Source organism: Methylobacterium sp. NPDC097929 (assembly GCF_049543375.1).
In the GTDB taxonomy this organism is placed as follows: domain Bacteria; phylum Pseudomonadota; class Alphaproteobacteria; order Rhizobiales; family Beijerinckiaceae; genus Methylobacterium.
In genome coordinates, this window is the sequence record NZ_JBMVEP010000005.1 from 170,179 (window position 1) to 183,233 (window position 13,055).

Annotated in this window: 11 protein-coding genes; 3 read left to right on the forward strand and 8 right to left on the reverse strand. The window is 68.8% G+C overall.

What is annotated here, in order from left to right; translation table 11 throughout:
• Positions 1-363: 363 nt before the first annotated feature.
• Positions 364-1,359: a phytanoyl-CoA dioxygenase family protein gene (locus ACPCJR_RS14850; RefSeq protein ID WP_391513937.1), complete on the reverse strand. Its 996-nt coding sequence runs from the start codon at positions 1,357-1,359 to the stop codon at positions 364-366.
• Positions 1,360-1,385: 26 nt separating this feature from the next.
• Complete coding sequence (locus tag ACPCJR_RS14855; RefSeq protein WP_391513935.1) at positions 1,386-3,368, reverse strand: acyl CoA:acetate/3-ketoacid CoA transferase; 1,983 nt, start codon at positions 3,366-3,368, stop codon at positions 1,386-1,388.
• Positions 3,369-3,829: 461 nt separating this feature from the next.
• On the opposite strand from ACPCJR_RS14855, the gene ACPCJR_RS14860 reads away from it, so the two are divergent.
• Positions 3,830-5,032 carry a pyridoxal phosphate-dependent aminotransferase gene (locus ACPCJR_RS14860; RefSeq protein ID WP_391513933.1) on the forward strand — a complete coding sequence of 401 codons (1,203 nt, stop codon included), beginning with the start codon at positions 3,830-3,832 and terminating at the stop codon, positions 5,030-5,032.
• Positions 5,033-5,095: 63 nt separating this feature from the next.
• On the opposite strand, the gene ACPCJR_RS14865 is transcribed toward ACPCJR_RS14860, so the two are convergent.
• Positions 5,096-5,536, reverse strand: coding sequence for a type II toxin-antitoxin system VapC family toxin (locus ACPCJR_RS14865; protein ID WP_391513931.1), 441 nt, complete (start codon positions 5,534-5,536; stop codon positions 5,096-5,098).
• Positions 5,533-5,829, reverse strand: coding sequence for a type II toxin-antitoxin system Phd/YefM family antitoxin (locus ACPCJR_RS14870; RefSeq protein ID WP_391513929.1), 297 nt, complete (start codon positions 5,827-5,829; stop codon positions 5,533-5,535). The genes ACPCJR_RS14865 and ACPCJR_RS14870 overlap by 4 nt, the downstream gene beginning before the upstream one ends.
• 489 nt (positions 5,830-6,318) lie before the next feature.
• On the opposite strand from ACPCJR_RS14870, the gene ACPCJR_RS14875 reads away from it, so the two are divergent.
• Positions 6,319-6,618 (forward strand): hypothetical protein, encoded by a 300-nt coding sequence (locus ACPCJR_RS14875; protein WP_391513927.1) that lies wholly within the window; start codon positions 6,319-6,321, stop codon positions 6,616-6,618.
• 35 nt (positions 6,619-6,653) lie between these two features.
• Here the strand turns inward: ACPCJR_RS14875 and ppx are convergent, their stop codons facing one another.
• The 4 genes from ppx to ACPCJR_RS14895 form a co-directional block, all read right to left on the reverse strand.
• Complete coding sequence (gene ppx / locus ACPCJR_RS14880; protein ID WP_391513925.1) at positions 6,654-8,207, reverse strand: exopolyphosphatase; 1,554 nt, start codon at positions 8,205-8,207, stop codon at positions 6,654-6,656.
• 83 nt (positions 8,208-8,290) lie between these two features.
• Entirely contained in the window at positions 8,291-10,654 is a 2,364-nt protein-coding gene (locus ACPCJR_RS14885) for an RNA degradosome polyphosphate kinase (protein ID WP_391513924.1), read from the reverse strand.
• Positions 10,655-10,757: 103 nt separating this feature from the next.
• On the reverse strand, positions 10,758-11,513 hold the full coding sequence (locus tag ACPCJR_RS14890; RefSeq protein WP_391513922.1) for a hypothetical protein: 756 nt from the start codon (positions 11,511-11,513) through the stop codon (positions 10,758-10,760).
• 27 nt (positions 11,514-11,540) lie between these two features.
• Positions 11,541-12,653: an AI-2E family transporter gene (locus ACPCJR_RS14895; RefSeq protein WP_391513920.1), complete on the reverse strand. Its 1,113-nt coding sequence runs from the start codon at positions 12,651-12,653 to the stop codon at positions 11,541-11,543.
• A 146-nt stretch (positions 12,654-12,799) separates the two neighbouring features.
• Here ACPCJR_RS14895 and ACPCJR_RS14900 point away from each other — a divergent pair, with 146 nt between their 5' ends.
• A complete protein-coding gene (locus tag ACPCJR_RS14900) occupies positions 12,800-13,036 on the forward strand; it encodes a DUF6429 family protein (RefSeq protein WP_391513918.1) in 237 nt (78 codons plus the stop codon).
• The last annotated feature ends 19 nt before the right edge of the window (positions 13,037-13,055 follow it).

Consider the following 13,055-nt stretch of genomic DNA (forward strand, 5'->3'; position numbering starts at 1 on the left):
AAAGCGACGGGGCGAAGCGACAGCTTTTCCCCAGCGGCGCCCGGAGCGCGCGCTGTACTCGTCATGAACCTCTCGGCTTGTCCGACCATAGGGCGAGCGAAGGCGATCGCGTGAAGACCTGCCAGCGCGCCGGCGTCGCGTTCGCAATCCTTGACGAGGCAGCCGGCTGACCCGGGCGAGAACCGCAAGCTCCGGCTGCGCGTCACGACCGACGACGGCCCCGATTTCCGCTCGGTCGCCGTCGGCGGCACCGCGGGCCGCGAAAGACGGCACTGCCGACACCTGCGGCGGGACGAACGACGAGGAAGACAGCAACCGTCGGAGCCGGACGCGGGAGAATGGTGGAATGACGGATGAAGCAGGTTAGAGCCACACGCTCTGCTCGACCGCGTCGGGCGTGTAACGGTTGACGTACTGGACCATGCGCGGGCGATCCGCGGTGTTGGGGCTCGCGCCGTGCGGCAGCTCGTGACGCCAGATCACGAGGTCGCCCGCCCGGCCCGGAATCGGCACGGCCTCGCCGCTCAGATCGACCGTCCTCGGATCGGTCTCTCCGATGGCGGCGAGCCAGCCGTCGAGCCGGCGGTGGAAGCCGGGTACCACCCGCAGCGCGCCTTGGTTCGCGTCCGTATCCGTCAGGTAGAGGATGCCGCCCGTCATGAGCGGCCTCGGCGGGGCGAGGCTCATGTCCCAGTGCAGGTGCGGGCCGGGAAAGCGGTAGCCGGCATGTTCGGGAGGGTTGAAGCCCAGGCGGTCGGTCGTGGACCAGAGATCGCTGGTGCCGTGGAGTTGCGCGAAGGCCTTGTGGATGCGCATCGAGCGCCGCGCGACCTCCAGAAGCGGGTCCTGGAAGTGCTGGATCATGATGCCGTTGGTGCGCGGGCCGTACCAGCCGCTCGCGTCGTCGGGGCTCGCGTCGAGGAGGCGCCACAGCAGCGCCGCGACCGCAGCGGCCTCGTCCGGAGCGATCGCCGCCCGCAGGACGAGGTAGCCGAAGCGGTCCCAATGGGCGAGGTCGGCCTCGTCGAGGACCGGCGCCAAGGCGTCGATCGCGGCCAGTTCCCGCGCGGCGGCCTCCGGCATCGGTGCGGCCGAGACCCAGGCATTGTAGCGCGCCACCTTCGCGGGATCGGGGGGCCCGGCGGTAGCGAGCACCCAGGCCTCGAAGGCGTCGAAATCGGGCCTCGTCTGTCCCAGATGCCGGATCGTCTGCTCGATCCCGAGCCCGAGCACGTCGAGCAGGATCTGATCGGCCATCCCGCCGCGCACCGGCCGCCGGGAGCGCAGCGTCCTGCGCTCCCAGTAATCCTCGATCCCGGCGATCGCGCCCAGAACGGAGGACGACGCGGCGGACGGCATGGCGGCGCTCCGCGCGGAGGGCGAGATCAGGCGGCGGAGGCCACCGCCGGCGAGATCATCTTGCGCGCGCGTCTGTCCTCGGTGGTGCCGAGGAAGGCCTGGGCCTCCTCCTTGCGCTCGAAGACGTGGGGGGCGACACCGCGCTTGGTCAGCGCCTCCTCCATCTTCAGGCGCAGGAAGGCGCTGGTCGCGTAGCGGGTCGTGGTCGCGTAGTAGTTCGCCTGGAGATATTGGATCATCCCGGCATAGTCGTCGTAGAGGTTCTCGTTGAGCCGGAAGCCGTCGTGGTTGATCACGGCGTTGACCCGCTGGCCGGCCTTGCGGCAGGCCTCGACGATGGTCATGCGCAGCTCGTCCATGTCGCTCTTCACCCGGCAGTACCAGCCCTCCAGGTTGATGAAGAGGATGTTGCGCTCGGCATCCAGGCTGACCCGCGACTTGAGATCGAGGTTGAGCAGGTCCGAGATCAGATCCATCGGCTCGTCGCGGAAGATGCGCGCGTCCATCGTCACCGGATTGCGCACCACGGGCGCGAAATCCATGTGGGCGAGGATGTCGCGCTCGATGTCGATGCCGGGCGCCACCTCGATCAGCTCCAGCCCCTCCTTCGTGAGCTGGAAGACGCAGCGCTCGGTCACGTAGATCACGGGCTGCGAACGCTCGACCGCGTAGGGGCCGGAGAAGGTGTTCTGCTGGACCTGGGTGACGAACTTCCGGGCCCGGCCCTCGGTGACGATCTTCACCTGACCGTCCTGCACGGCGATCTCCAGGCCGCCCGCGGTGAAGGTGCCCGCGAAGACCACCGAGCGGGCGTTCTGCGAGATGTTGATGAAGCCGCCGCAGCCGTTGAGCTTGCCCCCGAACTTCGAGGTGTTGACGTTGCCCGCCCCGTCGCACTCGGCCATGCCGAGACAGGTCATGTCGAGACCGCCGCCGTCGTAGAAATCGAACATCTGGTTCTGGTCGATGATGCAGTCGGCATTCGTCGCCGCGCCGAAGCTCGATCCGGAGGCCAGCACGCCGCCGACGGCGCCGGCTTCCGTCGTCAGGGTGATGTAGGGGGTGATCTTCTCCTCGTTGGCGACAGAGGAGATGCCCTCCGGCGCGCCGACGCCGAGATTGACCACGCCGTTGGGCGGCAGTTCGAAGGCGGCGCGGCGGGCGATGATCTTGCGCTCGTTGAGCGGCATCCGCTTGATGCCGGTGACGGGCACGCGGATCTCGCCGGCCAGCGCGGCGTCGTACATCACGCCGTAGTTCATGCGGTGCATCTCGGGCTCGGCCACGACGACGCAATCCACGAGGATGCCGGGGACGCGCACGTCCTTGGGCAGCAGGTAGCCGTCGTCGACGATGCGCTCGACCTGGGCGACGACGATGCCGCCGTTGTTGCGCGCGGCCATGGCCTGGGCGAGGCAGTCGAGGGTCAGCGCCTCCTTCTCGAAGGAGAGGTTGCCCGACGGGTCGGCGGAGGTGGCGCGGATGAAGGCCACGTCGATCTTGGTGGCGGTGTAGAACAGCCACTCCTCGCCATCGACCTCGACGAGCTTGACGATGTCCTCGGTGGTCAGATCGTTGACCTTGGCGCCGCCGTGGCGCGGATCGACGTAGGTCTTCAGACCCACCTTCGAGAACAGCCCCGGCTGGCCGGCGGCGCAGGCGCGGTAGAGCTGCGAGATCACGCCCTGAGGCAGGTTGTAGCCGCGGATCCGATTGGCCTGGGCGGCCTGCGCCACCTTCGGCATGCGCCCGAAATTCGCGGCGATGACGCGCGAGAGCAGTCCGTCATGGTGCAGGCGGCCGGTGCCGAGACCCTTCGAATCGCCCGCGCCCGCGGTCATGATCAGGGTCAGGCCGCGCGGGCTCCCGGTCTCGACGAAGCGCTTCTCCAACGCCGCGTGCAGGGCCTCGGGGATGCAGCTCTGGACGAAGCCGGTCGTGGTCAGGACGTCGTTCTCGCGGATCAGTGCGATGGCTTCCTCGGCCGTAATGACCTTGTTCTTCTTCATGGGGCCGCCGTCCTCCGCTCGCCTCGTCCGGTCGGGCGGTGCTGCCCGCCTCTCGCCGTCATCCGCCCAGAATGCCGTCGACCGGCCCCGCGAGCTCGGACAATGTCCGCACCCTCGTGGTCGGCCGAATTCTGCATGCACTTCTCATTGCAGCGCACCGATATGCTGTCGCGCTGCAATAAACTGCACGTCTTGGACCCGACAATACCCGAAAACTCCAGCAACATACGCCTGAAAAACTCTTCGCTCCAGCTTGAGAAAAATTGCAGCATCGCCGCGCCGCGGCGGCGTCGGCCCGGTTCAACCGAGCCGGGAAGAGGCTCCCGCGGCCCGCTCGCGCCGGGAGGCCGCTGCGCGCTCGCGGCGCTTGCCCGTCCGGCGGCGCAAGATTACGAGGGCCGCGTTGGCCCGAAACGTCTTTCGGGCGCCTGCCGCACTCGAAGACCTTTCGGAGACCTTCCATGGGCTTTCTCGCCGACGCCCTCTCGCGGGTGAAGCCGTCCGCGACCATCGCGATGACCCAGAAGGCGCGTGAGCTGAAAGCCTCGGGCGTCGACGTCATCAGCCTCTCGGTCGGCGAGCCGGACTTCGACACGCCCGACCACATCAAGGAGGCGGCGATCGATGCGATCCGCCGCGGCGAGACCAAGTACCCGCCGGTCTCAGGCATCAATCCGCTGCGCGAGGCGATCGTCAAGAAGTTCAAGCGCGAGAACGGGCTCGACTACAAGGTCTCGCAGACCATCGTCGGCACCGGCGGCAAGCACGTCATCTACAACGCGCTCCTTGCGACCCTGAACCCCGGCGACGAGGTGGTGATCCCGCGTCCCTACTGGGTCTCCTACCCGGAAATGGTGATCCTGTGCGGCGGCACGCCGGTCTTCGCCGAGACCGACATGGCCCACGACTTCAAGCTCCAGCCGGAGGAGCTGGAGCGCGTCATCACGCAAAAGACCAAGTGGATCATCCTCAACTCGCCGTCGAACCCCTCGGGTGCCGCCTACACCCGCGACGAGATGAAGAAGATCACCGACGTGCTGATGCGTCATCCGCAGGTCTGGGTGCTCACCGACGACATGTACGAGCACCTGACCTACGGGGACTTCGAATTCGTCACCCCGGCCCAGGTCGAGCCCGGCCTCTACGAGCGCACGCTCACCATGAACGGCGTCTCGAAGGCCTACGCCATGACCGGCTGGCGCATCGGCTACGCCGCCGGCCCGGAACAACTCATCAAGGCGATGGACTTCGTGCAGGGCCAGCAGACCTCGGGCGCCTCCTCGATCTCGCAATGGGCGGCCGTGGCCGCGCTCGACGGCACGCAGGAGCACCTCGCGCGCTTCAAGGCGGCGTTCCAGGAGCGGCGCGACCTCGTGGTCTCGATGCTCAACCAGACCAACGGCCTGAAATGCCCGGTGCCGGAAGGCGCGTTCTACGTCTACCCGTCCTGCGCCGAGCTGATCGGCAAGACGACCGAGACGGGCAAGACCATCGGCTCGGACGCGGATTTCGTCACCGAACTGCTCCAGGCCGAGGGCGTCGCCGCGGTGCACGGCTCGGCCTTCGGCCTGGGCCCCAACCTGCGCATCTCCTACGCCACTTCCAACAAGACCCTAGAAGAGGCCTGCCGCCGCATCCAGCGCTTCTGCGGCTCGCTGCGGTAAGCGATGCTCGGCTGTCGTGGGACGCTCTTCCCACGACAGCCTGGCCCGACATCCTGCCCTATCTCAGCCGGTGGCCGTGTCTCCCGCCCATGGATTCGCCAGAGCGACGCCGGTCTTCTGATAATCGTCCGTATCGCGGGTCACGATCGTCAGCTCCAGCTGAAGCGCCGTCACGGCGATGATGAGATCGGGCTGCGGGAAGGTATGACGAACCCGTCGTCCCTCTTCGACAAGCATTCGCCACCGCAGCATGACATATTCGGTGACCGGGAGAACACGGCTCTCGAACATCGGCCGGATTCCCGCGTCGAGCCAATCGCGAAGAGCCGCCCGCTTTGCTGCGTCGTCCAAGCGCTCGATGCCGAACCGAATCTCCGCCAAGCTCACGCTGCTGACATACAGGCTGGCGAGCGGCTGAGTGCTGACAAAGGCAACAACCTTCGGTTCCGGCCGTGGCCGGCGCAGTTCCGAGAGAACATTCGTATCGAGAAGCCAGCCCGTCACAAGGCCGGGTCGCGCACGGGCATCGGAGAGCGGTCCGGCTCGATGTCGACATCTCGGTGCGGCGAGGCCTGAAAGGCGGCGACCAGATCCGCACTCGTCGCCTCGCCCTTCAAGCGCCGGAACTCCTCCGCGGAGATGACAACGACCTCTTCGTGTCCCCGAACCGTCACGTGCTGCGGCCCCTCGCTTCGAACGCGCCGGACGAGTTCACCGAAGCGAGCCCTGGCTTCCACCAGCCGCCACGAGCGACCCGAGGCGTCTCCTGGACCGACTGGATCGGAGCATCCCTTCATACGGCCCAGAGTAGCAGATCCGTTCTCCGCTTCAACGCATCAATCCACTCTGCGCCTGTCCTTGCCCCCTCGGCGCAAGACCTTGGCCGTGACCGAAGCGTCGCGGCATCACGGCGCGGTTGCCCGCGGCGGCGTGGGCCTCTACATCGGCCCTCCCCGGGGCCGATGCGTCCGATGGTTTCGCGAGCCCTCTCGGGCCTGCGTGGCAGCGGGGCCGGCAGTGACGGGGCGGTGCGGACCAGTTCTCTGCGCCGTTCCTGTGACGCTCAGTGGGCCGAGCGGCTGCAGGTGTGTCGGGGGCGCGGGGAACAGGAACCGCGATCCCGGCGCAAGGCCCACCTACCTCCCGCGTCTTTCCCCGGCCCGGCGTCGCGCCCGGCCGGGGAGAGCCGGTCTGAGCCCGCGCGCAAGGCGTTAACGGTCTTTCGCAAGGAAAAACAAATCGGGGGCAGGCTACCGTCTCGCGGAGTGTCGCAAGAAGGTTGCACCATGTCTCAGTCCGGCAGCGCCCGCGTTTCCGCCCGCCAGTATCTGCCGGAATCGAAGCTGGAAGACCTCGCCAGCAGCCTGCGGCGACTCGCCAACCATCGCGGCCTCGTGCGCAGCGAGATCGCCAGCCCGATGCTGCTGCGCCTGCTGCCGCCGGTCCGGCGCGCCGAGCAGAAGAGCTACGAGGCCGACCTGCGCCAGCGCCTGGCCGACGCCAATCTCGACGGTCCGCGCATCGCCTACCTGATGGCCGATGCAGAGCGGGAGATCGCGGTGGCCCACACGCGTCTCTCGGGCTGAGGCCGGCTCTCCGTCCTTCGCGAGCAGACCTCGCCTCAGCCGACTTCGACCCGTCCGTCGAGGCCGACCACGCGGCCGAGCCCGCGCACACGGCTCAGCAGGCGCTCGCCGTTGAGTTCGGCCCACTCGGCGGGCAGGCGCAGAACGACCTTCCCGTCCTCCACCGCGACCGGCATCCGCTTGAGCGGACCGGCCATTCCGGCCGAGACCGGGAAGGCGACGCGCATGAGGGCGCCGACGAGGCGGGCGCGATCGAACAGCCGGGGGCCGGCGAGCGTGCGCAGGGTCGGACTCGCCTTCTCCGGCGCCACGCCCTCGTGGCGGAAATAGCCCGACAGCGCGAGGTAGGCCCGGCCGGGATGGTCGATGCCGGCGAAGGCGGCGTTGGCCAGCACGTTGAGGCTCTGCTCGCCGCGATAATCGGGATGGGCCCGCCAGCCGATGTCGGAGAGCAGGCAGGCCGCGTGACGCAAGCGGCGCTCGCCCGCCGTCTCGGGGCCGTCGAGGCTCGTGATGAAGTGGTCGGTCCAGTCGCGCAGTTCCTCGCCGTGATCGGGCGAGCGGGCGCGCTGCAGATTCAGTTCCTGGGCTGAGACGATCAGCGGGTCGGTCAGGCGCGTCTCGCGGTCGAGCTGCTCGAACAGCAGGCCCTCGCGCACGCCGAAGGCGGAGATCGCGATCTCGCGGGGCTTGCCCAGGCGGATGATCTCCTCCAGCACCACCGCGCCGAAGGCCAGCAGCGGCCGGCGCGCCTCGGAGATGGTCTCGACCTCCTGCAGGGTCGCGGCGTCGCTCGCCTCCACCATTTCGAGGAAGCTCAGCTCGTCGGAGGGCTCCACCGCGTAGCCGTGCATGACGTGGAGTGGGTATTGCCGGGCGGCCTGATGCAGGCGGGCCAGCGCCCGCCACGTCCCGCCCACGGCGTAGAAGGTGCGCCCGCGCAGTGTGTCGAGCTGCGGCTCGGCCTTCTTCAGATGGTCCCGGGCGAGCTTGCGCGCCTTCTTGAGGGATCCCTCGGAGAGATCCTGGAGGGCCAGGCCGCCGAGCGGCATGGTCACGCCCTGCCCCACCGTGGTGCCCCTGACATCGACCAGTTCCAGCGAGCCGCCGCCGAGATCGCCCACCACGCCGTCGGGCGCGTAGAAGCCCGAGACGACGCCGAGCGCCGACAATTCGGCCTCGCGCCGGCCGGAGAGCAGCTGGATCTCTCGGCCGAGGGCCGCCTGCGCCGCCTCCAGGAAGGCCGGGCCGTTCGCCGCGTCCCGCGCGGCCGCGGTGGCCAGCACGAAGATGCGCTCGATCCGCATGGTGTCGCACAGGACGCGGAAGCGGCGCAGGGCGGCGAGCGCCCGCTGCACGGAATCCTCGTTGAGGCGGCCCGTGGAGAAGACGCTGCGGCCCAGCCCGCACAGGACCTTCTCGTTGTAGAGCGGCGTCGGCGCGCGCTGGAGCCCGTCATAGGCAACGAGCCGCACCGAGTTCGAGCCGATATCGATGATCGCGACAGGTTCGACCGTCATGCCAATCGTCATAGGGGCCGGCCGTTCGACCGAGTGGGCAAGCGTCAGGTGGGGACGTGTCGGACCCATGCATCCCCCTTGGAGGGCCGCGCCCCACAGGCGGAGCGCTCACGATGGTGCCGGGCCGATCGCCGGCCCGGATCAGGTCGTCGTCAGGACCGCTGGGCGCGGCGGCTGAGCGCCCGTGGGCTCGATTTCTTCGATGACTTGCCGCGCCCGGACAGGCTCGGATTCGTCATGAAATACTTGTGCGCATTGAACGGTTCCTCCCCCTCCGCGGGGCCGATCCGCTCGCTGGCACCCGACGCCAGTACACGCCAGCTCTGTCTGTTGTCGAGGAGGTTGGCCAGCATGATCTGGTCGAGCACCTGCTGGTGCACAGTCGGATTGGTGATGGGCAGCAGGGCCTCGACCCGCCGGTCGAGGTTGCGCTGCATCAGGTCGGCCGAGGAGATGTAGACGGTGGCCTTCGGATGCGGCAGCCCGGCGCCGTTGCCGAAGGCGTAGACGCGCTCGTGCTCGAGGAAGCGCCCGACGATCGACTTGACGCGGATCGTCTCGGACAGGCCCGGGATGCCCGGCCGCAGGCAGCAGATGCCGCGCACGATGCAGTCGATCTGCACGCCCTCCGCGCTCGCGTCGTAGAGGGCGTCGATGATCTGCGCATCGACCAGCGAGTTGCACTTGATCCAGATCGCCGCCGGACGCCCGGCCCGGGCGTGGGCGATCTCCTCCTCGATGTGCTGGAGCAGGCGCGGCTTCAAGGTCAGCGGCGAGACCGCCATGCGCTCCAGTTCCGCCGGCTCGGCGTAGCCGGTGACGAAATTGAAGATGCGCGAGACGTCCCGGGCGATGGCCGGGTCGGCGGTGAAGAAGGACAGGTCCGTGTAGATGCGGGCGGTGATCGGGTGATAGTTGCCCGTCCCGAGATGGCAGTAGGTGACGAGGCGGTCCCCCTCGCGGCGCACCACCATCGAGAGCTTGGCGTGGGTCTTCAGCTCGACGAAGCCGAACACCACCTGCGCGCCCGCCTTCTCGAGGTTGCGCGCCCAGCGGATATTGGCCTCCTCGTCGAAGCGCGCCTTCAGCTCGACCAGCGCGGTCACCGACTTGCCGGCCTCCGCCGCCTCCGCCAGCGCAGCGACGATCGGCGAGTTCGACGAGGTGCGGTAGAGCGTCTGCTTGATCGCCACGACGTTCGGGTCGCGGGCGGCTTGCGCCAGAAACTGCACCACCGAGTCGAACGACTCGTAGGGGTGGTGGACGATGAAGTCCTTCTGGCGGATCGCGGCGAAGACGTCGCCGCCCGATTCCCGGATGCGCTCGGGGAAGCGCGGGTTGTAGGGCTTGAACTTGAGATCCGGCCGGTCGATTCCGACGATCTGCGAGAGCTCGTTGAGCGCCAGCATCCCCTCGACCACGAAGACCGAGTCGGGCGCCATCTCCAGCTCGTCGGCAACGAAGGCGCGCAGCTCCTCCGTCATGCCCGCCTCGACCTCCAGGCGGATGACGACGCCGCGGCGGCGGCGCTTGATCGCGGATTCGAAGTGCAGGACGAGGTCTTCGGCCTCCTCCTCGATCTCCAGATCGGAGTCGCGCACGACGCGGAAGGCGCCCTGTCCTTTGAGCGAGTAGCCGGGAAAGAGCCGGCTCGCGTATTTCGCGATCACCTGCTCGATGGCGATGAAGCGGGCGGTGCCGTCCCCGGCCACGTCGGGCAGGCGCACGAAGCGGTCGAGCAGGGACGGCAGACGGATCAGCGCGCGCAGGGTGCGCCCGTCGCGGGGCCGCACCATCATCAGCGCGACGGTGAAGCCCAGATTCGGAATGAACGGGAAGGGATGCGCCGGGTCGATGGCGAGCGGCGTCAGCACCGGGAAGATGTAGGACAGGAAGTAGTCGTCGAGCCACGCCAGATGCGCGTCCGACAACTCCGCAGGCTCGGCGAGGTGGATGCCGGCCGTGTTCAGTTCCTCCCGCAGCGCCCGCCAGCGCTCCTGTTGGTCGAGGGCGAGCCGCGAGACCTCGTTGCCGATCCGCGCGAGCTGCTCGGAGGGGGTCAGGCCGTCCTGCGAGGGCACGACGAGGCCGGCGCGGACCTGATCGTGCAGACCGGCCACGCGCACCATGAAGAACTCGTCCAGATTGTTGGCCGAGATCGAGAGGAAGCGCAGCTGCTCCAAGAGCGGATGGTTCGGATTGGAGGATTCCTCCAAGACCCGGCGATTGAACTGGAGCCAGGACAGCTCGCGGTTCACGAAGCGCTCGGGCGAGTGCCGCAGGGAGCGACCGGCTTCCAGCACCGGCTCGCGGGCGGCCTCCGCCGCCTCGGCTTCCCCGGCCGCATCGGGCTCGGCCGGCTTCTCGGCGGCCTTCTCCGCGGCGAGGATACGGGCGGCGCGGGCGGTCCGGGCACGGGCCGACTCGCTGCGCACGCCCCGTTCCGTGGCAAGGCTGGTCTCCTCGGCCTCCGCCTCCGCGTCCCGGGCGGCGACTTCCGACTCCACTTCCGACAACGCGCTGGCTCCCTTCCGCTTCGCTCGGCCCGGCTCCTATCATGGCGCGGCCGAACCTGTTTGACGGTTTGATGACACTCGCTCGACGACAACGGGCCGGGGCTTACGCGGCTCCGTCTCCGGCCCCCTCGGCGCCGCTCTCGGCCTCGTCCCCATCCTCCTGCGCCCCGTCGGCAGCGTCCAGCCGGTCGAGCACGGCGAGGGCGAGGGGCCGGGTGATGCGCCGCCGCCGTCCGAGGGCGTCGCGGTCGAGTTCGGCCACCACGGCACGAGCCCGGTCGAGAGAGCGGTCGATCCGCAGGGCAAGGGCGTCCACGACGGCGAGATCGACCACGAGCTGCCGGTCCACGAACAGCTTGACGATGACTGCCCGGAGCAGCCCGTCGTCCGGCGGGCCGATCTCGGCACCCGGCGCCAGACGCAGGCGCGAGCGCAGATCCGCGACCTTCAGGCCGTAGGCGTCGACCGGGGCGGAGGCCGTGAGCAGCACGGGGAAGCGCCGCTCGCGGGCGAGGTTGAGCAGGTGGAACAGGGCCGCCTCGTCGCGGCCCGCCTCGCGGTCCACGTCCTCGATCACGAGGGCGCCGTTGGAGATCAGGTGGGAGACGTTGCTCCCGTCGATCTCCGCCGCGGCGACCGTCCAGGCCTGCGCCCGCGTCGCCCAGATCGAGGCGAGGTGGCTCTTGCCGCTGCCCGGCGGGCCGCGAAGCAGGAACACGGTGTCCGGCCAGTCGGGCCAGGCTTCGATCAGGGCATAAGCCTCCTCGTTGGAGGGGCTGACGAGGAAATCCTCGGCGCCGAAGCGCGGATCGAGCGGCAGGTCGAAGGTGAGCTGCTTCGGGGGGGCTGTGTCGCGCATCCGCCCACCATACACCGTCGCGCGCGATCAATCGCGGGCGGGCAGCGAGGGGCTCGCGGAATCCCCGATCAGCACCGGTCCGTCGCCTCGGTAGATCTTGCTCTCGAGATAGCGCTCGATGCCGAAGCGCACGATCACGCCGATGGAGGCGGCCACCGGCACCGCGAGCAGGAGCCCGAGAAAGCCGAACAGCGAGCCGAAGGCGAGCAGCGCGAACATCAGCCAGACCGGATGGAGGCCGACCGAGTCGCCCACGAGCTTGGGCGAGATCACGTTGCCCTCCAGAAACTGCCCGACGAGGAACACGCCGACGGTCAGGCCGATATGCAGCCAGTCGCCCGACGGCCACCACTGCACCAGGGCGACGCCGACGGAGAGCATGAAGCCGGTGAGCGTGCCGACATAGGGAATGAAGGTGAGAAAGCCCGAGATCATCCCGATCAGGACGCCGAAGTTCAGCCCGACGAGGAACAGGCCGACGGCGTAGAACGAGCCGAGGATCAGGCAGACGAGACTCTGGCCGCGCACGAAGCCGGTCACCGCGCCGTCGATCTCGCCCGCCAGCCGCCGCGCGGTCGGACGGTGGCGCGGGGGCACCCAGCCGTCGAGGGTGGCAATCATCTGGTCCCAGTCGTGCAGCACGTAGAAGGCCACGACCGGCGTCACGACCAGCAGCGAGGCGATGGAGACCAGCGCCTGGCTTCCCGTCCAGAGCGACTTGAGGAAGGCCAGGAACCACGCCCCGCCCTGCCCCACCAGCGTGCCGACGGAGGATTGCAACTCGTTGACGACTTCGGTGCCGCCGACGCGCTGGAGGAGCGGCCCCGCCCGCTCCACGAGGATGCTCTGCAGCCGCCCGACCATGTTCGGCAGGGAATTAACGAGCGAGGCGATCTGCCCGGCGGCCAGCGGCACCACGATGATGAGCAGCACCACGAACCCGACCACGAAGCCCGACAGGATCAGCAGCGTGGCGGCGAGCCGCCCGAGGCCGAGTCTTTCCAGCCGGTCGGCCAGCGGATCGAGCAGGTAGGCGAGCGCCAGCCCCGCCACGAAGGGCAGCATCACCTCGCGCAGTTCGTAGAGCAGGAAGACCACGACCGCGAGGATCGAGAGCCCGATGATTGCCCGCCCACGCATCGCGCGCCCGTCCTTTGTGAATCCGTCCGGCCGGGACAGTGGGAAGCACCGCACGCCCGGTCAAGGCGGGTCTTGCATGGCGGGTCTTGCCCCGCGCGGCGGGAGGGCGTTCGATGGCCGCCCGGCCTCGACGGAGACGTGACGCCATGGACACCGAGGATACCGACCGGATCGACGCAGCGGTTCTGGCCCTCCTTCAGCTCACGCTGCACGACGGCGACCGGGCCTGGAAGGAGCATTCCTGGGACGCGCTCGGACGCCTTCACGCCAAGGGGCTGATCTTCGATCCCGTCAACAAGGCCCGGTCGGTCCAGCTCACGCGGGAGGGGCTGGAGCGCTCGGCCGCCCTGTTCGAGGCGCTTTTTGCCCGCGGCACGGCATGATGCTGTGCCCGAACGGGCC

What these genes read in the sequence shown, in the direction of transcription:
- ACPCJR_RS14900 (WP_391513918.1), top strand. Translation starts at nt 12,800, where the DNA reads ATGGACACCGAGGATACCGACCGGATCGACGCAGCGGTTCTGGCCCTC.
- ACPCJR_RS14890 (WP_391513922.1), bottom strand. Translation starts at nt 11,513, where the DNA reads ATGCGCGACACAGCCCCCCCGAAGCAGCTCACCTTCGACCTGCCGCTC.
- ACPCJR_RS14895 (WP_391513920.1), bottom strand. Translation starts at nt 12,653, where the DNA reads ATGCGTGGGCGGGCAATCATCGGGCTCTCGATCCTCGCGGTCGTGGTC.
- ACPCJR_RS14870 (WP_391513929.1), bottom strand. Translation starts at nt 5,829, where the DNA reads ATGAAGGGATGCTCCGATCCAGTCGGTCCAGGAGACGCCTCGGGTCGC.
- ACPCJR_RS14875 (WP_391513927.1), top strand. Translation starts at nt 6,319, where the DNA reads ATGTCTCAGTCCGGCAGCGCCCGCGTTTCCGCCCGCCAGTATCTGCCG.
- ppx (WP_391513925.1), bottom strand. Translation starts at nt 8,207, where the DNA reads ATGGGTCCGACACGTCCCCACCTGACGCTTGCCCACTCGGTCGAACGG.
- ACPCJR_RS14855 (WP_391513935.1), bottom strand. Translation starts at nt 3,368, where the DNA reads ATGAAGAAGAACAAGGTCATTACGGCCGAGGAAGCCATCGCACTGATC.
- ACPCJR_RS14860 (WP_391513933.1), top strand. Translation starts at nt 3,830, where the DNA reads ATGGGCTTTCTCGCCGACGCCCTCTCGCGGGTGAAGCCGTCCGCGACC.
- ACPCJR_RS14850 (WP_391513937.1), bottom strand. Translation starts at nt 1,359, where the DNA reads ATGCCGTCCGCCGCGTCGTCCTCCGTTCTGGGCGCGATCGCCGGGATC.